The 19,492-nt window shown below is 73.3% G+C and carries 19 protein-coding genes; 6 read left to right on the plus strand and 13 right to left on the minus strand.

The window, feature by feature from the left end:
* Nucleotides 1–65: 65 nt before the first annotated feature.
* From OG711_RS35460 to OG711_RS35490, 7 genes are all read right to left on the minus strand, one after another.
* Nucleotides 66–1,505, minus strand: a complete 1,440-nt coding sequence (locus tag OG711_RS35460; protein ID WP_329562787.1) for a cupin domain-containing protein — start codon at nucleotides 1,503–1,505, stop codon at nucleotides 66–68.
* A 469-nt stretch (nucleotides 1,506–1,974) separates the two neighbouring features.
* The gene (locus OG711_RS35465) at nucleotides 1,975–2,691 is read right to left on the minus strand and encodes a TetR/AcrR family transcriptional regulator (protein ID WP_073788844.1); all 717 of its coding nucleotides are present in this window, start codon (nucleotides 2,689–2,691) and stop codon (nucleotides 1,975–1,977) included.
* Nucleotides 2,692–3,699: 1,008 nt separating this feature from the next.
* Nucleotides 3,700–4,728, minus strand: coding sequence for an ABC transporter substrate-binding protein (locus OG711_RS35470; protein ID WP_329562791.1), 1,029 nt, complete (start codon nucleotides 4,726–4,728; stop codon nucleotides 3,700–3,702).
* Nucleotides 4,729–4,882: 154 nt separating this feature from the next.
* Complete coding sequence (locus OG711_RS35475) at nucleotides 4,883–5,962, minus strand: FecCD family ABC transporter permease (RefSeq protein ID WP_329562793.1); 1,080 nt, start codon at nucleotides 5,960–5,962, stop codon at nucleotides 4,883–4,885.
* Nucleotides 5,959–7,020 (minus strand): iron chelate uptake ABC transporter family permease subunit, encoded by a 1,062-nt coding sequence (locus OG711_RS35480; RefSeq protein ID WP_329562795.1) that lies wholly within the window; start codon nucleotides 7,018–7,020, stop codon nucleotides 5,959–5,961. Before OG711_RS35480 ends, OG711_RS35475 begins: the two co-directional genes overlap by 4 nt.
* Nucleotides 7,021–7,277: 257 nt before the next feature.
* Entirely contained in the window at nucleotides 7,278–7,712 is a 435-nt protein-coding gene (locus OG711_RS35485) for a hypothetical protein (protein ID WP_266511857.1), read from the minus strand.
* Between the two features lie 289 nt (nucleotides 7,713–8,001).
* A complete protein-coding gene (locus OG711_RS35490) occupies nucleotides 8,002–9,846 on the minus strand; it encodes an APC family permease (protein WP_266517872.1) in 1,845 nt (614 codons plus the stop codon).
* A 661-nt stretch (nucleotides 9,847–10,507) separates the two neighbouring features.
* On the opposite strand from OG711_RS35490, the gene OG711_RS35495 reads away from it, so the two are divergent.
* Complete coding sequence (locus OG711_RS35495) at nucleotides 10,508–11,011, plus strand: FBP domain-containing protein (RefSeq protein ID WP_073788830.1); 504 nt, start codon at nucleotides 10,508–10,510, stop codon at nucleotides 11,009–11,011.
* 43 nt (nucleotides 11,012–11,054) lie between these two features.
* Here the strand turns inward: OG711_RS35495 and OG711_RS35500 are convergent, their stop codons facing one another.
* The 5 genes from OG711_RS35500 to OG711_RS35520 form a co-directional block, all read right to left on the minus strand.
* On the minus strand, nucleotides 11,055–11,678 hold the full coding sequence (locus OG711_RS35500; protein ID WP_266511854.1) for a flavodoxin family protein: 624 nt from the start codon (nucleotides 11,676–11,678) through the stop codon (nucleotides 11,055–11,057).
* Between the two features lie 245 nt (nucleotides 11,679–11,923).
* Nucleotides 11,924–12,097 (minus strand): 50S ribosomal protein L32, encoded by a 174-nt coding sequence (rpmF, locus tag OG711_RS35505; protein ID WP_073788826.1) that lies wholly within the window; start codon nucleotides 12,095–12,097, stop codon nucleotides 11,924–11,926.
* A gap of 20 nt (nucleotides 12,098–12,117) precedes the next feature.
* Nucleotides 12,118–12,375 (minus strand): 30S ribosomal protein S18, encoded by a 258-nt coding sequence (gene rpsR / locus OG711_RS35510; RefSeq protein WP_329562800.1) that lies wholly within the window; start codon nucleotides 12,373–12,375, stop codon nucleotides 12,118–12,120.
* A 102-nt stretch (nucleotides 12,376–12,477) separates the two neighbouring features.
* Nucleotides 12,478–13,632 (minus strand): CobW family GTP-binding protein, encoded by a 1,155-nt coding sequence (locus OG711_RS35515; RefSeq protein ID WP_329562802.1) that lies wholly within the window; start codon nucleotides 13,630–13,632, stop codon nucleotides 12,478–12,480.
* Nucleotides 13,632–13,889, minus strand: a complete 258-nt coding sequence (locus OG711_RS35520) for a type B 50S ribosomal protein L31 (protein ID WP_073788820.1) — start codon at nucleotides 13,887–13,889, stop codon at nucleotides 13,632–13,634. Before OG711_RS35520 ends, OG711_RS35515 begins: the two co-directional genes overlap by 1 nt.
* A 324-nt stretch (nucleotides 13,890–14,213) precedes the next feature.
* Between OG711_RS35520 and rpmB the strand changes: the two genes are divergently transcribed.
* Both rpmB and rpsN read left to right on the plus strand, forming a co-directional pair.
* Complete coding sequence (gene rpmB / locus OG711_RS35525) at nucleotides 14,214–14,450, plus strand: 50S ribosomal protein L28 (RefSeq protein WP_073788818.1); 237 nt, start codon at nucleotides 14,214–14,216, stop codon at nucleotides 14,448–14,450.
* Nucleotides 14,450–14,755 carry a 30S ribosomal protein S14 gene (gene rpsN / locus OG711_RS35530; protein ID WP_073788816.1) on the plus strand — a complete coding sequence of 102 codons (306 nt, stop codon included), beginning with the start codon at nucleotides 14,450–14,452 and terminating at the stop codon, nucleotides 14,753–14,755. The genes rpmB and rpsN overlap by 1 nt, the downstream gene beginning before the upstream one ends.
* Before the next feature lie 190 nt (nucleotides 14,756–14,945).
* On the opposite strand, the gene OG711_RS35535 is transcribed toward rpsN, so the two are convergent.
* Complete coding sequence (locus OG711_RS35535) at nucleotides 14,946–15,653, minus strand: TetR/AcrR family transcriptional regulator (RefSeq protein WP_266511843.1); 708 nt, start codon at nucleotides 15,651–15,653, stop codon at nucleotides 14,946–14,948.
* Nucleotides 15,654–16,068: 415 nt separating this feature from the next.
* Here OG711_RS35535 and OG711_RS35540 point away from each other — a divergent pair, with 415 nt between their 5' ends.
* From OG711_RS35540 to OG711_RS35550, 3 genes are read left to right on the plus strand one after another with little or no spacing between them, the layout of a single operon-like run.
* Nucleotides 16,069–17,859, plus strand: a complete 1,791-nt coding sequence (locus tag OG711_RS35540; RefSeq protein ID WP_329562806.1) for an amidohydrolase — start codon at nucleotides 16,069–16,071, stop codon at nucleotides 17,857–17,859.
* The gene (locus tag OG711_RS35545; protein ID WP_329562808.1) at nucleotides 17,856–18,839 is read left to right on the plus strand and encodes a PDR/VanB family oxidoreductase; all 984 of its coding nucleotides are present in this window, start codon (nucleotides 17,856–17,858) and stop codon (nucleotides 18,837–18,839) included. The genes OG711_RS35540 and OG711_RS35545 overlap by 4 nt, the downstream gene beginning before the upstream one ends.
* A complete protein-coding gene (locus OG711_RS35550; RefSeq protein WP_073788810.1) occupies nucleotides 18,836–19,489 on the plus strand; it encodes an MSMEG_1061 family FMN-dependent PPOX-type flavoprotein in 654 nt (217 codons plus the stop codon). Before OG711_RS35545 ends, OG711_RS35550 begins: the two co-directional genes overlap by 4 nt.
* Nucleotides 19,490–19,492 lie beyond the last annotated feature (3 nt).

Genomic DNA, 19,492 nt, shown 5'->3' on the forward strand with positions numbered 1-19,492 from the left:
CATGGCGAATTCATACTCCGATCAAATCCCGTCACGGATGCCGAGCAGCGGAGGACGAATTCCCCTCAGTCGGTGGTGAATTTCTGGAACATGTCCTCGGGGATGATCGGCTGGTGGTAGACGCACGTACCCGACAGCACGACGGAACCGTGCAGCCGTGAGGTGGGGATGAGCAGCTTGTCGCCCTCGGACAGCGCGATCCGGTGGGTGACGTTGTGCCAGAAGTGCATCTGACCGCTCTCCACCATCACGAGCCGGTGGTCGTCGTGCACATGGGTCGTCGAGGTCTCCTCATGGCTCTCCACGAACGTGTCGAGGTCGACCTCGATGTGCTCCGTGGTGAGATGGTCCTGGATGCGCTCGGCGTACGTCTTGAAGTCGTCCACGCGGTCCGCCCAGGCGAGCTGCGCCGTCAGATCGGCGTCCCAGGCACGGGCGTAGCGGACGGCGTCGGTGAACCCCTCGTGGAACGCGACGACGAAGGACTCGCCGAACAGTTCCGGCAGCGGGCCCAGCAGCCGGTCCACCAGGTCGTCCGGCTCCAGGGCCGTACCCGCGGCGGGCGGGCGGGGGTACGGGACAGCGTGGCCCAGGGTGTCGCGCAGCGTCGCGGCCAGCGGGGCCGCGGTCGTCTCCCGCTCGATCAGGAACTGCGCGAGGGCGCCCAGCAGCCGGCCCGGCCTGCCGCCGTCGAGCCCCAGCCCCAGCAGATGGTTGCCCCGCGCCAGCGAGGAGCCCAGCAGGAACTGCCAGTGCGCGGTGGCGGACGGGCTCAGCCCCGCCCCGGTCCACAGCGCCCGGTAGTCGTCGGCGGCCTCGGTCCAGCGCTGCCACACCGACAGCAGGAAGGGGCGCAGCCCCGGATGCGCCGCCCCGGTCTCGGCCAGGGCGCCCCGCGCCACCGCGGTGTACGCGGCGGGCAGGAAGGCGCCCAGCTGCAACAGGAGATAGACGCCCGCGCCGTGTGCGTCCTTGACGCTCGTGGCGGTGGCGAACGCCGTCGGCGGCTCGTCGCGCAGCCCGTCGCGGTACGCCCGCACCCCGGCCTTGACGGCGTCCACCGTGGGCGCGGCGAGCGGCTCCCGGCCCTCCTCCAGGAAGCCGAAGAGATGGTGTTCGAGCACGGGCCGGGCGAGCGCCGCGAGCAGCCGGGTGTCCGGCGCGTGGAAGACCGCCCCGTCCGCCCGCGCGGCCGCGTTCCCGTCGGGAGGCAGCAGACCGTGTTCCGCGTCGTACGCGTTGCGCAGCATCCGGTGCCCCAGCAGCCCGCTGAGCAGCTGTTGCTCATCGGCCGGGAGCACCTTGGAGTAGTCCAGCCAGCCGAGGTCGTCCGGCCGGACCGGGCGGCGGTACGGGTTGTCCGGGGTCGTCAGTTCCTCGGCGGTCGCGGCCCGGAAGGGGGCAGCGGCCGCGTACGCCTTGAGGATCGCGTTCGGGTCGCCGTTCAGTTCCGCGAGCGACCGGGCGACGGTACGGGGCGCGGGCGTGTCGTTCTTTTCGGGCATGGCTGTACCTTTCGCCGGCGTTCGGTCAGGGCTCTGGGCTGGAAGCAGCGTCGAAGGACGGCACGAAGCGCGCCGGGCCATGGGTGGGAGCCAGGCGGACGCGCGGGGGAGAGGGCGGACGGTGACGGGAGAACGACGACGTCGCACCTAGGGAAATCGCCGGTCGAACGGCCCCGAAGGAGGCGGCCGGAAACGCCTGACCGTCACACCTGCCGTGCACGGTGTGCCACCGGCCCGCGGCTTTCGGGGAAAGCGTGTGGACCCGGGCAATTCATGGCGTGCTGAGTTCGGCCACGGATTCCCGCACGGTCTTCCATACCGCGCTGAACCCGATAGCGGACGCCAGCCTAGGCGCAGGTCGCCTTTTCACGCAAGACCGCATTTCCGTGCCCCGTACGCGATTTGACGGAAGCGGGATCCGGCACCCGGCGCGCGAAGCCGGATCGGACGGCCGGCGCGCGGAACCGGATCAGACAGCCGGTGCCGAGGCGGGGGCGGAGGCGGCAATTCCGTCGAGGAGCACCTCGATTTTGCGGCCGAACCAGTCCGCCGACGATCCGTTGAGGATGCGGGTGAATGCCGCCTCGATCGACGGATCGGTCACTTCCCGAATGTCGTCGAGCATCGCGCGGCGCAGTTCCGCCACCCCTTCGGGGTCGGTCGCGGGCCGGCCGGTCCGCTGCCCCGTGAGGAAGTGGAGCAGCACCTGTTCGTTGACGAGGTCCTGGGCCAGGGCCGCGGCCTCGGGGTCGAAGCCGAGGTCGACCAGGACCGCCGTGGTCCGCGCGCCCTGCCGGGCGAACTCCCGGACCCCCACCCGCAGCGCGGCGATATGCGTCGCCAGCCCCGGGTGCTCCTCGAACAGCCGGAAGGCGGCCCGTGCCACGGCCCGCAGATACGGCCGCCAGCCGGCGCAGGGCGACGGCCAGTCGGCCCCGGCGACCACCTGGTCCGCGGCGGCGGCGATCAGCTCCTCCTTGTTGGAGAAGTACCGGTACAGGGTGGAGTGCTTCACCCCGAGGCGCCGCGCGACGGCGCTCACGCTCAGCTCGTCGAAGCCGACCTCGACGGCGGCGTCCACGATGGAACGCCGGCCGACCTGGGACGGGCGTCCGAGCTTGGGCACCCTCAGCCGGGCGTTCAGCTCCGGGCGCCGGTGCGGGGGATCAGGGGGCGTGTCAGCCATGCCCCCCATTGTCCCCGACCGCGGGGCGGTGCCCAGGGCCCGCCCCCGGGAGCGCCCGGGGCCCGCCTTCGGGGGGCGCTCGCAGGGGCGCGCGACTCACGGAGGAGCCGGTCCGGGGGCCTCCGGGCACTTAATGACAGCGAGTTGAAAAGAGGTTAGGCTTACCATACTATTCCGGCGTCGAGGGTGGTCACACCTGCCGTGACGGCCCTTCGACGCGACGCGGCCCACGCGACGGCGCACTTCCAGCGCCGGTACGACCGCGCGGCCGACCTGGAAGGGGCCGTCGCGCGCAGACCAGCCGTTCGCCCGGAGTTCCGGTACCTCCCCAGGATCAGCGCCCCGCCCCGGCGGCGGTCCCGCCCATGACCGCCCGCCGGTCGCGCCCCGTTCGTCGCCGTCCCCCGCGCCCCAACCCTCCGCGGACGGATCGCGACAGCGCTTCACCCTTCCGGCACGGCCCGCCGGAAGACCCGTACCCGGCTCCGCCGACGGCGCCGGGCAGTACGCGCGCAGTCGTCGGCGACGGCCGACGGCCGCGGAGATGTCTCCTCGGCATGTCCGGTCCTCGCGCGGTACGTCCCGACGGGCGCGGTCCGTCAGAGGTGCGTCCGCTCTGTGCGCGCGACGCTCACCCGGCCGTGCGCTGCCTCGGTCCGCGTGCCGTACCTGTACCCGGGGTGCTGCTGTGTGCCTGACGCCTGGTCGGTGGTCCGGGTGTTGTGCGTGCCGGGGCCGGTACCCGGGGCGGGCGGCTCGTGATCCGTGCGGGGTCGTGGCGCCCTCACCTCGGGGCCCGGACAGCGAACAGGACCCGGTTCCGGTGCTGGGGGAACCAGGTCCTGTCCATCGATCGCCGTGTCACCGGGGCCATACGGCATGCGTGTGGTCCGGGCCCACGGCTGTCATGGGCCCGTGTGCGGGGTCGTCCCGCACACGGGGTCGGTCCGCGTACGGGTCAGGGCCGTGCCGTGCCCCCGGGTGCGCGTACGTGTGCCGCGGTGCGGGTCACTTGGCCGCCTTCGCCAGCGCGGGGTCCAGCTCCTTCAGCAGCCAGGGGATGCCGAGGATCGACGGATTGCGCAGCAGGGTGATGGTCTCGCTGTTCACCGCCTGGTAGGTGCCGGACTTCTTCACCTCGGTGAACGCGGGGTTGGCCTCCAGGGCCTTGCGCACCTGCGGGGAGTTGAAGCCGATCACCACCAGATCGGCCGACAGCTTCTCGGCCTGCTCCGGGCTCAGGATGCCCGGCTGCACCTTGGTCGCGGTCTTCTCGGTGCCCGCGAGCGACGGTGTCACCTTGGGGCCGAGCGCTTCGAGGAACTTCACGGCGAAGTCCTTCGGGGAGGCCAGGGTGGCGATCTGGGTCGGGGAGTACCCGAACGAGGCCGAGAACGTCTTGCCCTTGAGTCCGGAATGCCTGGTCGCGGAGGCCGAGATCGCGGCCTCCGCCACACCGATCTGCCGCTCGGCGTCCTCGCTCCTGCCGAGGGCGGAACCGATCTGCTTCTCCCGGGTCTGCCAGCTGTCCTCGGCGGCGGACTTCTGCGGGGCCACCGTCGGGGCGATCTTGCTCAACTGCGTGTAGTGGTCGCCGATCGCGTAGTCCCCGGTCGCCAGGATCAGATCGGGGTCCAGCGCCGCGACCTTCTCGTAGGAGACGTCCGGGGTCGTGCTGAACAACTCGGTCGCGGCCGGGTCGAGTTCGTCCGTCAGCCAGGGGCTGATGCCCTTGGGGGCGAACGGGTCCTTGCCCGCGCCGACCGGGGTCACGCCCAGGGAGAGCGCGGCGTCCAGGTCCATCGTGGTGAGCGCCACGACACGCTTGGGGGCGGAGGAGACCTCGGTGGTGCCCCGGGAGTGCTTCACCTGGACCGGGAAGGCGTCGCCGCCGTCCGCCCCGGCGGACGCCTTCGCCGTCGACTTCGTCTCGCCGTCGCCGCTGTCGTCCGACGCACCGCAGGCCGTCGCCGTCGTGCACAGCAGTCCGACGGTCAGTAAGGCCGCCGCCGTTCTGGTGCCGTTCGCGCGCCTCATGTCGTTCTCCCCATCCCCGTGCCCACAGCCCCGGATCGTCGTGACACGGCCGCCCTCGCACTGCGGGCCGCCGGGGGCGACTTTACGACAGGCAGTCATTAATAGGCAAGGCTTACCTAATATCCGTCAAGTGGTCTACCGCGCAGGGGGGATGTCAGTCACGCGGTCCACCGCGCCGGGTCAGCAGCCAGGCCAGATACGCCCCGCCGAAAAGACCCGTCGCGATACCGGCCGGCACCTCGACCGACGGCAGCGCCCATTGCGTCGCCACATCCGCGCCCGTCAGCAGGAGCGCGCCTGTCAGCGCGGACGTGGCGATCCCGGGGCCGGGCGCGCGGGTCAGCCTGCGGGCGATCTGCGGAGCGACGAGCGCGACGAACGTGATGGGGCCCGCCGCCGCCGTCGAGGCGCCGATCAGGGCCACCCCGGTCACGATGGCGATGACCCGGGTCGGCCGCGGCGGGGTGCCGAGCGCCTCGGCCGTGTCGTCGCCGAGGCTCAGCAGCCCCAGCCCCCGGCTCTGCGCCACCGCGAGCGGCAGCAGCGCCGCCAGCACGACCGCCAGCGGGGCCACCTGGTCCCACGTACGGCCGTTGAGCGTGCCCGTCAGCCACAGCTGCGCCACCTCGGCCTCCTGGACACGGGAGCGGCTGAGCAGCCACGCGTTGACCGCCGTCGCCATCGCCGCGATCCCGATGCCGACGATGATCAGCCGCTGGCTGTGCAGCCCGTCGCGCCAGGTGATGAGCAGCACCACCGCCGCCGTCACGGCCCCGCCCGCCACCGCGGCGACGGAGGTCCCGAGGGCGCTCGTGTGCCACATCAGGAGGGCGATCAGCGCCCCGGTCGCCGCGCCGCTGCCGAAGCCGATGACGTCCGGGCTGCCGAGCGGGTTGCGGGTCACGGACTGGAACAGCGCGCCCGAGGCCCCGAGAGCCGTGCCCACCAGGAGCCCCGCCACGGCACGCGGCAGCCGGAACTCCACCACGATGAACCGGGCCCCGGGCTCGCCGCCGCCCGCGAGCACCCGCAGCACCTCGGGCATCGGGAGCCCGAAGTCCCCGGTGACGCACGCCAGGACGAAGACCACGGCCGTCACCACGAGCAGGGCGGCGCCCACGACCAGGACGCGTGGCCGGACCCGTACCGAGAACCGGCGGGTCCGCAGGGTCCGGGTCCGCAGGGGGCGTTGCTTCGGAGTGCGGGTGCGCGTACGCGAGGCGGTGGCGGTCATCGCCCGGACCTCCGGTTCCGTCGGGACAGCACGATCAGCGCGGGCGCCCCGAGGAACGCCGTCACCACCGCGACCTCCAGTTCGCCCGGCCGGGTCAGCACCCGGCCCAGCACGTCCGCGGCCAGCAGCAGCACCGCTCCCAGCACCGCCGAGTACGCCAGGATCCAGCGGTGGTCCTGGCCCGACCGCCGCCGGGCCAGATGCGGGACCGCGAGGCCGACGAAGGCGATCGGGCCGACCGCCGCCGTCGCGCCCCCGCACAGCAGGGTGACCGCCAGCACCCCGGCCACCCGGGTCCGGGCGGGCCGTCCCCCGAGGGAGGTCGCGACATCGTCGCCGAGGGTCAGGGCGTCCAGCGGCCGGGCGAGCGCCAGGGCGAGCAGCATTCCGGCCAGCAGCAGCGGCAGGACCTGCCACAGGGTGTCCGCCTGCCGCCCGGCGAGCGATCCCACCGTCCAGAACCGGAAGGCGTCGAACACCTCCGGCCGCATCAGCAGCACCGCCGTCACCAGGGCCGTGAGCGCCGCCGACAGCGCGGCCCCGGCCAGCACCAGCCGGATCGGGGTCGCGCCGCCCGGCCCCGCCGAGCCGATGAGATGCACCATCACCGACACGAGCCCGGCCCCGGCCAGCGCGAACCACACATACCCGCTGAAGTGCTGGAACCCCGCGAAGCCGATGGCGAGCACCGCGCCCGCCGAGGCACCGGAGTTGACCCCGAGGATGCCCGGATCGGCCAGCGGGTTGCGGGTCAGTGCCTGCATCAGCGCCCCGGCGAGACCCAGGGCCGCTCCGGTGGCGAGGCCCAACCCGGTTCGTGGCAAACGCAGTTCACGGACGAGGGCCTGGTCCGGGCTGCTGCCGTCGTGGTCGACGAGGGCGTCGAGGACCGTCGCCAGGGGGATGTCCTTGGTGCCGATCGCCACGGAGGCGAGGAGGACGACGAAGAGGACGGCGAGCCAGCCGGCCAGCCCCGACGCCCGCGCGGGTAACCGCCGTCCGGGCGGCCGTGGCGCTGCCTTCGGTGGTCCCGCGACCCGCTCGGTGACCGTGCCCATGCGTCTCCCGCCCTCCCGCCGCCTTCAAGCCAAGTAAGGACAGGCTAATCCAAAAATGACAGGGTGTTGCGTGCCGGTCCCGGGCACTTCGTACGGCCCCTACGCCTCGGACGTGCCGTCAGGAGCGCGTCGCACAGCGGGAGTTCTACGGCCCCCGACCTCGTAGCGGGTACTGACCTCGGACCGGGTACCGACCGGGACCGGATACCGACCCGCACCGCGGACCGGTGTGCGTACGGCTCGTACCCGGTCAGTGGTCAGTGCCGGTTCCGCCGGAGCCAGTGACCGCGGCGCTGGTACCGGGCGACCGGGGGAGCGGCGGGCGGTGGGGCGCCGGGGGAGGGGGTACCCGTGTTCTGACCGGGAGCCGGAGGGTGACCGGAAGCGGAGGTGCCGTCCGCGGGCGGGGACAGGCCCTCCGGGTCGTAGACCGTCGTCGCGATGGTGTCCACGAGCCGCTCCTCGGAGAAGTCCTCCGAACCGGGCACATGGGGGACGAACCCGACGAGGACCCCTTCGCTGACGATCTCCGCGTCCAGTCCCGCCGCCCCGTCGACGTCCCAGAGCGCCTCCATGTCCGTGTCGAGGACGACCCGGATTCCGAATTCGTAGACACCGGCCTCCACGAGATGGGCCATCACCCCCCGCTCACGCAGCGCCGCCACCATCCGGCGGGCACGTTCCGCATCCATACCGGGTGGACCTCCTTCGTGCGGGAACCCGGGCCGACGCGGGGAGCGGGTCCCTGGGCCTGTCCGGGGGCGCGTCAGCGCTTCGTACGGGCGATCACTCACACCGCCGGACGGCCGACCGCCCGACCACGGTCACCCGCACCGGGCGAACCGCACGAACCGGGCCGCCTTGTCTTGTCGTCCACCGGATTCCGGCACCCGCCGGAAACGTCCGCCGGCCGCCTCGGATCCACCGTACTCCGGCTCGCCCCGGACGGCGCGCGGCGCGCGACCGGGCGCCGCCACCGGCCTATACGGGCAGGTGGAAGGGCACGGTGGTGATGACGATCTTGGGGAGGGGGCGCAGCGCGCGGCGCAGCCGGGTGGCGGTACGGCTGTGCAGGAACCGGTGTCTGCGGCGGCGGGTGACGATCTCCGGCACGATCACGGTGAGGGTCAGTTCGGGATGCTGCCGGTGCAGCGCTTCGAGATAGTGGACGAGCGGGGCGACGACCGCGCGGTAGGGCGAGATGACGATCTCCAGCGGCAGATGGTCGCCCCACAGGGACCAGTAGCCGCGAAAGCGCCTGGCCTCGTCCTCGGTGAGACTGATGTGGACGACGAGGACGGGCTGCTGGAGCGAGGCGGCGTAGGCGAGGGCCCGCATCCCCGCGAGGTCGAGGGTCGCGATGGCGACGACCGACAGATGACGGATCTCCTCGGGGATCTCCTCGTCCTCACCACCGCCGTCCGCGCCGCTGCCCCCGGTGAGTGCCGAGCCCCGCGCGGGCAGGGGGCCCCGCGCCGTACGGGCGGGCAGTTCCACGGTGTGCGGATGCAGCCGCAGGGCGTCGCGGGCGGCCCGGTAGTGCCGTCTGATCCGGGTGGTGACCAGCAGGAACAGTCCGACGGCGACGATGGCGACCCAGGCACCCGAGGTGAACTTGCTGATCCCCGCGGTGAGGAACACCAGCGCCGACAGCGCCCCGCCCACCGCGTTGAACGCCAGGCTCTTGCGCCAGTGCCGGTTCCGCAGCCGCCACCAATGGACGACCATCCCGGCCTGCGAGAGCGTGAAGGCGAGGAAGACCCCGACGGCGTACAGCGGGATCAGGGACGCGGTCAGCCCGTCGAACGCCACGAACACCAGGGCCGCGGCGAGCGACAGGAGCAGGATGCCGTTGCTGTACGCGAGCCGGTCGCCGAGCCGCATGAACACCCGCGGCGCGCAGTCGTCACGGGCGAGCAGGGACAGCACCCGGGGGAAGTCGTTGTACGCGGTGTTGGCGGCCAGCAGCAGCACGGCCGCCGTCGCCGTCTGGACGAAGACGTACATCCATCCGTCGCCGAACTCCAGATGCGCGAGCCGGGAGAGCACGGTCTCCCCGGAGCCGGGCACCACCCCGGTGAGATGGACGAGCAGGCTGATCCCGGTGAACATCACGATCAGCAGGCCCACCATCCAGGTCAGGGTGGTGCGGGCGTTGCGCCATTCGACGGGCTTGAACGCGGGGACGGCGTTGGAGATCGCCTCGATCCCGGTCATCGCCGTGGCACCGGAGGAGAAGGCCCGCATGACCAGCAGCACCCCGACGGACTCGGTGACGCCCAGCGGCGGAGCCGGACGCGCCTCGAAGCCCCGGCCGGCCGCGTCCACGAGACCGTAGGCGATCAGGGTGAGCATCGCGGCGACGAAGGCGTAGGTGGGGGCGGCGAAGAGGGCCCCGGCCTGCCGGATACCGCGCAGGTTCCCCGCCAGCAGCAGGACGATCACCCCGACGCCGATGGGTACCGTCTGCCCGGCGAGGGAGGGTACCGCCGAGGTGATGGCCGCGACCCCGGAGGCGATGGACACGGCGACGGTGAGCACGTAGTCCGTCATCAGACCGGCGGCGGCGACGAGACCGGGCACCCGTCCCAGATTGTCGCTCGCCACGATGTACGAGCCGCCGCCGTGCGGATAGGCCCGGATCGTCTGGCGGTACGACAGCCCGACCGCGAGCATCAGGAACACGATCGCCCCGGAGACCGGCAGCGAGTACGCCAGCCCGGCCGTCCCCGCCAGCACCAGTACGGCGAGCAGGGCCTCCGGACCGTAGGCCACCGACGACAGGGCGTCCGCGGACAGCACCGGCAGCGCCAGCAGCTTGCGCATGCGCTCGGTCACCACGGCGGAGCTCCGCAGCGCCGCCCCCAGCACCAGCCGCCGGACGAGGGCCCCGGCCCGCGCGGACCGGCCCGTCGGCGGTTCCTCCGTGTCGACCCGCTCCCCGGCGGAGCGCGGTCCGAGCGGCGAGATCGGCACCAGCCGCCCGAACCGGGGCGGCCTGATCTCGGCGGGCGGCGGAAACCTCCCCAGGTCCGGATCGACCGGCAGCGCGTCGCGCCACACCTCCGGGGCCGCCGACACCCGCCCCCATTCCCGGCCCACCCGGCGCAGCACCCGCACCTGCTCGTCGCCCAGCCCCGGCAGCTGGGCGGCGGGGCCCGGCGGACCCGTCCCCGCCCCCCGGTCATCCCGCGTATCCGACACATCGCGCAGTGTCGCCGATCACGGAACCCTGTGGCGGCACCGACATGGCCGGGGGCGCGGGGCGGTGAGGTGTCCGGGGTCGTCCGGTGCGGGGCGGTGGCCGACCCGCCCAGGGCGTCCGGCGCGGGGCGGCGGTGAGAGCCCGTGGCCGTACGTCCTGGTCGGCGGGCCGGGCGTGGGCGGGCCGGGCGTGGGCGGGCTGGACGTGGGTGGGCCGGGCGTGGGTGGGCCGGGCGGAAATGCGGATGCGGGCCGCGGGGCCCGGGGCGTAGGGTCGGCGCCCGTGGAACCGCTCACCGAGAAACAGATCCGCTCGTCCTTCGTGAACTGCACCAAGGGGGAGGCCGCGCGGCTGAAGCTGCCGCTCGACTTCGCCGACCTCCCCTGGGCGGAACTGGACTTCCTGGGATGGGTCGATCCCGGGGCCCCGCTGCGGGCCCACCTCGTACTGCCGCGTCCCGGCGGGCCGCTCGGCATCTCGTTGCGGGTGCCCTCCGTGCGCCGCACCAGCGCGGTGCGGTCCAGCCTGTGCCAGATCTGCCTCACCGCCCACGCCTCGTCGGGGGTCGCCCTGCTCGCGGCCCCGCTGGCGGGCGCCCGGGGCCGCGAGGGCAACACGGCGGGTGTGTATCTCTGCGCGGACCTCGCGTGCTCCCTGTATCTACGCGGCAAGCGGCAGCCCAAGCTGCGGTCCGGCTTCTACGAGGAGTCGCTGACCCTGGAGGAGCGCGTCGCGCGGATGTCGGGCAACCTGGATGCCTTCCTGGCCAAGGTCACCGCGAGCTGAACACCCGGTGCGCGGCCCCTCCCGGGCCCGGCGGGGGAGTGCGTCACGACTCCTCGGCGGCCGTCCCCTCCTCATAGGGGAAGAGGGCGGGCGGTGTCGCGCTCTGGAAGAACGTCTTGGCGCGCAGCATGGCCCGCTCGTCGTCCCGTATCTGTCCGGGCCGGGAGCCGTTGCCGAGCAGCACCCCGCCGAACCCCATCCGCATGTACGCGGCGGTGTGGTGAAGGGTCGTCACCAGCCCGTCCGCGACGACCTCCTCGTCATCGGCCATGACCGTGACACCCCACAGGGTGCGCCCCGCCATCCGTTCCTTGAACCGCGCCCCGGGCAGTGACAGCCAGCCCGACCAGTAGTCCAGATAGCGCTTGGTCTGCGCGGACACGTTGTACCAGTACAGGGGGGAGACGATGACGATGTCGGTCGCCTCCGTGGTGACCCGGCGCAGCTCCTCCTCGTTCTCCCCGCTCGGCCAGGTGCCGGTGTCGTGCCGGTCGTCCTCGAAGTCGGGCAGCGGGGTCCGGTTCAGGTCCACCCAGTGCTGCGGGACATCGGCGGGCAACTGAGCGGCGGCGGTCCTGGCGAGGATCTCGGAGTTGCCGTCGGCGCGGGAACTGCCGAGGACGAAGAGAAACGAGCGGGTCGTGCCACGATCCGTTTCGGTGGTCATGTCTGCTCCGGTATCGGACCCCGGCCAGGGGCGCCGGGGGGACCGCGGCGCCCGATCCCGGACCAGGGTGGTCGGTGGGTTCGCCGCTCCAACTCCCTTGTCCTGGAGGTTATTCCGACCGTTGTCCGTATGCCGGGCAGGTGCTCCAGTGCCGTTCCCCCAGGTGGGGGGCCGGGCCGGACGGTGCCGTGGCTGCGACCACCGTCCGGCCCGGGGTCCTCACCGGCGGGCGTGCAGGGCGGCTCTCACACGTCCCCGGGACGCAACAGGCCGCGCTCGTACGCCTTCACCAGCCGCTGCGGCACTTGATGCACGGCCCCTTCGACGGTGACCGGGACCAGTTGAGGAGTCGTGGCCTTCCACTGGGCGCGGCGGTGGCGGGTGTTGCTGCGGGACATCTTCCGCTTCGGAACTGCCATGGGGTCCTCCTGGACTGCCGTCACAAGTCTTTCGGTGGGGACTGCTTGCCGGAGTAGGGCAGGAGCGCCGTCTCCCGTGCGTTCTTGATCGCCGCGGCGAGCTGCCGCTGCTGCTGGGCGGTCACCCGGGTGACCCGCCGGCTGCGGATCTTGCCCCGGTCGGAGATGAACCTCCGCAGCAGATCGGTGTCCTTGTAGTCGATGTACGTGATCCCCGCCGCGTCGAGCGGGTTGGGTCGCGGCGCGCGCGGTGCGCGGGGGTCCTGGCGACGGGCCATGGGTGCCTTCCTTCTGCCTGCCTGCCGACCGGCTGGTCCGGCGGGTCGTTCCTACGGGAGCTGCGAACTGCGGGTCAGGGGGGCGCGATCAACGGACCGCGGTCAGGGGACGGGGTCGAGGAGGGTGTCGAACGCGGGCGGCAGGTGCTTCCACGAGTCGGGACCCGCCGCGTACTCGTCGTCCGTGAGCAGGCATGAGTCCAGCAGCCGCTCCAGACCGTCCCGGTCGAGGCCGGGCGAGGTGAAGACCAGGTGCTGGCAGCAGTCGCCGTGCTCGGGGTGCCAGTCGAGCGCCGCGGCGGCGCGCCGGGTCGGGGACACCATCTCCCAGGCGGCGTCCGGCAGGGAGGCCAGCCACGGACCGGCGTTCTCCACGCACAGGGCGCCCCCGGCGGCGTCCCAGGCCAGCAGGGTGTCGGGCCGGTCGGCGAGCCAGAATCGGCCGCGGCTGCGCGCCGCCGCGCAGCACAGGTCCTCCAGCGCCAGGTACAGCCGCTCCGGGTGGAAGGGGCGGCGCCGGTGCCAGACGAAGGTGGCGACACCCGCCTCGTCCGCCTCCTGGGGGAGCAGGGCGCAGGCGGGATGCTGGGCCGCGGCGGCGCTCTCCACGTCGAAACCGGCGAAGGCCAGCCGGACGAGTTCCTCCGACCCGGCGGGCACCCGCCGCGCGGTGGGGTGGAGCTGGGCGAGCAGCGCGTGGTCCTCGTCGTCGGCGCTCTCACCGCCGACGAGCGCGAGGACGGGCGCGTACTCCAGCTGCCGGGCCCAGGTGTCCCCGACGGTGCGCTGGTCGGTGGGGGCGGAGGCGCGGCCGACATCCGCGAGATCGTCCCCGTCGGCGAGGTACGCGAGGACGAGCGCGGGGTCGACCGCGGTCACCACATTGGTGAGCCGCAGCTCGTCGCCACCGTGCGCGACGACGACCTCGGCCATCGCCCGGGGCTCGACCGAGTCCCAGAGCTCGACGATCGCGAGCCGGGTCGTACCGCCGGTGGCCAGTGCGCGGAGCTCGGGGACGAGATCCTCGCGCAGCGCGCAGCACGCGCAGTCGTTGACGAGCGGGGCCTCGCCCCGGGACAGCTCGCCGGAGGCGTCCCGGACGCTGCGCCGCACGGTGCCGTCGTACGCCGTGGCCATGTCGTGGTGGAGAGCGACGCTGCCCGGGACGCGCCGCAGGAGGCCGTCGACGACCTCCTTGCGGGCATCCGTGTGGAGTCCGCCGACGATGACGACGGGCAGCCTGTTCCTGTCCTCCATCAGTTCGCCGTCCCGCGCCGGGCGTAGCGGCGCTCGAACCGCTCGACGCGTCCCGCGGTGTCCAGGACGCGGGCGGTGCCTGTGTAGAAGGGGTGGCTCGCGGCGGAGATCTCGACGTCGACGACGGGGTAGGTGGCGCCGTCCTCCCAGGTCACGGTCTTGTCGCTGGTCATGGTGGAGCGGGTGAGGAAGGCGTACCCCGCCGCCTTGTCGCGGAAGACGACGGGGCCGTACGCGGGATGGATTCCTTGCTGCATCGCGGGGTCCTTCGGAGAGGTCGGGGGTCTGGGGTCGGGGAGGGGATCGGGAGGAGCGGGCGGGGTGTCCGCTCCGGGCCTGACGGGTCTGGCCGGGCTGCCAGGCGCGCGCCCGGCGGCGGGGTGGTCCCGACACGGGCGGCGGCCTGACCGCCATGCCGGGGCCGGTGTCTTCCGGGCGCGTCCGACGGCGCCTTCGACGGTGCTTCGTGGTGCCCGGTCGTGCTCGGTGGTGCTCGGGCGGGCCGTGAGCCCCTACTATATGGGAATGGTTTCCATTTTCAAAAGGAAGCTGTCCCCGTCCCCCGAGAGGCAGGAGCATCTGTGTCCGCCCATTGCCAACTGACCGGCGCCCGGCCCGGCTTCGGCAACCGCATCTCCCACTCGCACCGGCGCACCTCGCGCCGCTTCGACCCCAACATCCAGCGCAAGCGGTACTGGCTGGCGAGCGAGGGCCGTCATGTGCGGCTCGTCCTCAGCGCCAAGGGGGTCAAGACCGTCGACCTCATCGGCGTCGAGGCCGCCGTCGTCCGTATCCGGGCCCGGGGGGTGAAGCTCTGATGGCGAAGAAGAGCAAGATCGCGCAGAACGAGAAGCGCAAGCGGGTCGTCGAGCGGTTCGCCCTGCGCCGGGCCGAGCTCAAGGAGATCGTGCGCCGCCCGTCGTCCACGGCCGCCGAGCGCCGGGCCGCCCTCGGGGAGTTGCGGCGCCAGCCCCGTGACGCCAGCGCCACCCGCGTCCGCAACCGCGACAGCGTGGACGGCCGGCCCCGGGGTCATCTGCGCAAGTTCGGACTCTCCCGGGTCCGGATGCGTGAGCAGGCGCACGCCGGATTCCTCCCGGGGGTCACCAAGTCGTCCTGGTGACCACCCGGACAGCGCGACGGGCCGCCGTTCCCTCGGGAGCGGCGGCCCGTCGTATGCGGTGCGGGTGGGTGGACATGCCCGTACGGGGCGGGTCCGCGGGGTCCGGCCTGTACGGGGGCGGGTCCGCGGGGTCCGGTCTGTGCGGGTCGGGCCCCCGGGCCTGGGCTGGGCGGGGCCCGGACCGGGCGGGTCAGGTCTGTGGGGGTCGCGGGGCCCGTTGCTCGATGGAGTCGAGGAGCAGCCGCAGTGCCGTCTCGAAGACATCTGCCGGGTCGACCTCGAACAGCGGGTCGCGGACCCGGTGGATGTGCGGGTACTCGCGCGGGTCCGCCGCGCGGTACGCGCGGGCCCAGCCGTCCGCCTCATGGGCCTTCGTCTCGGCGTCCAGGCTGTGGAACGCGGCCTCCCCGCCGGACCACAGCAGGGCGAAGTCCGCCACGACCCGGTACAGCAGCGCCGCCTCGGCCGCCCCGAACCCGGCGTCGCCGAGCGCTCCGATCACCGTGTCGGCCGCGCGCATCTCGGCGGGCCGCCGGGTGGTGCGCGGACCGGAGAGCGCCGCCGCCGCAGGATGCGCCAGATAGGCGCCGCGCACCCGGCGGCACACATCGGCGAGGGTGTCCGACCAGTGCGGGTGCGCCTCGAACCCGGTCAGCGCCTCCTCCAGCAGCCGGTCGGCGACGGCGAGCAGGATCTCGTCCTTGCCCGCGAAATGGCGGTAGACCGCGGTCTGGTCGGCGCCCAGCGCCTTGCCCAGTCGCGGCATGGTGAAGCCGTCGGTGCCGTGCTCGTCCAGGAGTCGCAGACTCACGTCCACGATGCGTTCGGGGGTGAGCGCGCCCCGGCGCAGCCGGGGACGCCGTGCGGTGGGGGCGGTGCGGCCGGGTGGTGTGGTCACCGGTTCATCATCTCGTTTCGCCGCGTCACGGGGGGTGGTTGCCTCGCAAAGACAGGGAGCCGCCATGTTAGCGCACCCTGGACAAAGGCTTAGTCCAAGGCATTGACAGAGGGTCGCGCGAGGTGTTTCCTCGGAGCCATCGCCCCACCGGACAATCCGGCCGGTGACCCGGTGACCCGGTGACCCGGTGACCCGGTGACCCGGTGACCCGGTGACCCGGTGACCCCGCCGTGGGCGTCGGTGTCGGCGCCCACCCCGTGCCCACCCAGCGCCCACCCCGCGTCTGCCGCCCGCACCGAACCCCGGCCTCCCCGCCCCCCGGGACACCGCTCCACCTCACCTCACCCCACCCGGACCCCCGGACACAGCTCCCCCCGACCCGTCACCCGCCTCCGCACGGAACAGGCCGATCCGAATGACCGACACCCGCACCCAGCCGCCCGCCGCCCGCGGCACCCGGTCCGCGGCGGACCGGGCCGACCTCGTCCTTCTCGGCGGCCCCGTGTTCACCGCCGACGCGGCCCGCTCCTGGACCGACGGCCTGGCCGTGCGCGCCGGACGGATCGTCGCCCTCGGCGCTCCCGCGGCCCGCGCCCTCACCGGCCCCCGTACCGAGATCGTCGATCTGGCCGGACGCATGGTCGTGCCCGGCTTCGTGGACGGGCACGCCCACCCCGTCTTCGGCGGCCTGGAACGCGCCCGCTGCGATCTGCTCGGCGCCGTCGGCCCCGCCGAGTCCGCCCGGCTGGTCGCGGAGTACGCCGCCCGGCACCCCGGGCGGCCCTGGGTGGTAGGCGGCGGCTGGTCCATGGACCACTTCCCGTCCGGCACCCCCGACCGGGCGACGCTGGACGCGGTCGTCCCCGACCGGCCCGTCTTCCTGCTCAACCGGGACCGGCACGGTGCCTGGGTGAACACCCGCGCCCTCGAACTCGCGGGGATCGACCGCCGCACCCCCGACCCCTCCGACGGCCGGATCGAGCGCGCCCCCGACGGCACCCCCACCGGCACCCTCCACGAAGGCGCGGCGGACCTCGTCGCCCGGCATCTGCCGCCGATCACCGCCCAGGAGTACGAACAGGCCCTCCTGGAAGGGCAGCGGCATCTGCACTCGCTCGGGGTCACCGGCTGGCAGGACGCCCTGATCGGGGCCTACCTCAGCTACCCCGACCCGCTCGCCGCCTATCTCTCGCTCGCCGGATCGGGCCGGCTCACCGGACGGGTGACCGGCGCCCTGTGGTGGGACCGCGAACGCGGCGTCGAGCAGCTCGCCGAACTCGTCGAACGCCGTGAACGCGGCCATGTCGGGCGATTCCGCGCGACCACCGTCAAGGTGATGCAGGACGGCGTCTGCGAGAACTTCACCGCCGCGCTGCTCACCCCCTATCTGCCCGCACCGGACGCGGCCCACGGCCCCGGCAGCGGCCACAGCTACCTCGCGCCCGCCGAACTGGACCGGGCCGTCACCGCCCTGGACGGCGCCGGGTTCCAGGTCCACTTCCACACCATCGGCGACCGCGCCGTGCGGGAGGCGCTGAACGCGGTCGAGGCCGCCATGACCGCCCGCCACCAAGGCCCCCCGGCCACCGCGACCGGTCCGCACACCCCCGGTCCGCACGGCCCCCGCACCCATGACTCCCGCACCCACTCCGGCCACCACGGCGACAACCGGCACCACCTGGCGCACGTCCAGCTCGTCCACCCCGACGACGTACCCCGCTTCCGGCGGCTGCGGACCGCCGCCAACATGCAGCCCCTGTGGGCCGTCCACGACGAGCAGATGGCCGAACTCACCGTCCCCTTCCTCGGCGCCGAACGCGCCGCCCGGCAGTACGTCTTCGGCGCGCTGCGCGCCGCCGGGACCACCCTCGTCGCGGGCAGCGACTGGCCCGTCTCCAGCGCCGACCCGCTCGCCGGGATCCATGTCGCCGTCAACCGCACCACCCCCGGTACCGACACCGAGCGGCCCTTCCTGCCCGGACAGCGGCTGGACCTCGCCGACGCCCTGTGCGCCTACACCGCCGCCGGAGCCTGGATCAACCACCGCGACCGGACGACGGGCACCCTCGCCCCCGGGATGTACGCCGACCTCGCCGTCCTCGACCGCGACCCGTTCGAGGGGCCGGTGAACCGGATCGCGGACACCCGGGTCGACCTCACCCTGATCGAGGGTGTCCCCGTCCACCAGCGGGACGGCGCCCCATGACCGCCGACGGCGCCCCGGAAGCGGGCGGCGACCTGCGGCTGCGGCTGACCCGACTGTGCTGGGAGGCCGACGGTGTCCTGTCGCTGACCCTCACCGATCCGCACGGCCGGCCGCTGCCCGACTGGCGGCCCGGCGCGCATCTGCGGCTCACCCTGCCCACCGGCGTCGAACGCCACTACTCGCTGTGCGGCGACCCCGCCGACACCGGCGCCTACCGGATCGCCGTCCTCCATGAACCACGCGGACGCGGCGGCTCCGAGTACATCCACCGCTTTCTGCGCCCCGGCGCGCTCGTCGCGGCGGGCCGCCCCCGCAACAACTTCCCCCTGCTGCCCGCCGCCCGCTACCTCTTCGTCGCCGGAGGCATCGGCATCACCCCGATCCTGCCGATGCTCCGCGAGGCCCACCACCGGGGCACCCCCTGGCAGCTGCTGTACGGCGGACGCAGCCGCGCGTCCATGGCGTTCCTCGCCGAACTGGCCCCGCACGGACGGCGTGTGCGGATCTCCGCCCGCGACGAGCACGGCGCACTGCCGCTCACGGACACCCTCGACGCCGCGTGTCCGGCACCCGGCGCCGAGCCGCTCGCCGTCTACTGCTGCGGACCCGAGGGCCTGCTCGACGCGCTCACCGGGCACTGCGCCGGACGCGACGGCCTGCGCGCTCACGTCGAACGCTTCAAACCGCCCGCCGCCCCCGCCCGCACCGACGACAAACCGGTCGAGGTGCGCTGCGTGCGCTCCGGGACCACCGTGAAGGTGCCCGCCGACGAAAGCGTCCTCGACGCGCTCCTCACCGCCGGGGCCAAGGTCCACGGCTCCTGCCGCGAGGGCGTCTGCGGCAGCTGCGAGGTCACCGTCCGCGCCGGCACCCCCGACCACCGCGACCACATCCTCGACGCCGCCGAACGGGACACGGCCCAGGTGATGTACCCCTGCGTCTCCCGCTCCCTGACCCCCGTACTGGAGCTGGACCTATGACCACGACCCCCGTACGGACGCGTCCCGCGCCCAGCCGCCCCCGCCGGATCGGTCTGGACCGGGTCCGCGAGATCGTCGGCACGCCCGACCCGGTGATGCGGCAGAAGGTCCTCGACCGGCTCGACGACCACTGCCGGCTGTTCCTCGCCCACTCGCCGTTCTGCGTCGTCGCCTCGGCCGATCTCACGGGGGCGACCGACTGCTCACCGCGCGGCGACCACCCCGGCTTCGTCCGGGTCCTCGACGACCGCACCCTGCTGATCCCCGACCGGCCCGGCAACCAACTCGCCGACACCTTCACCAACATCACCGAGAACCCCGGAGTGGGACTGCTGTTCCTGGTGCCCGGCTACGCGGAGACCCTGCGGGTCAACGGGCGCGCCTATCCCACCGACGACCCCGCGCTGCTGCCCATGCTGGAGTCCCGGGGCCGCCCGGCGAAGCTGGCGACCGTCGTCGAGGTCGAACAGGCGTATCTGCACTGCGCCAAGGCGGTCATCCGCTCCGGCCTGTGGGACGACGAACCGCGCGCCCTCGCCGGTCTGCTGCCCTCCGGCGGAACCATCGCCGCCGCCCACTTCGGTATCGCCGGACTCACCGCGGCACTCCTCGACGACGACCTCGCCGACGACTACCGCCGCAATCTCTAGCCC

It is taken from the genome of Streptomyces uncialis (assembly GCF_036250755.1).
Taxonomy (GTDB): Bacteria; Actinomycetota; Actinomycetes; order Streptomycetales; family Streptomycetaceae; genus Streptomyces; species Streptomyces uncialis.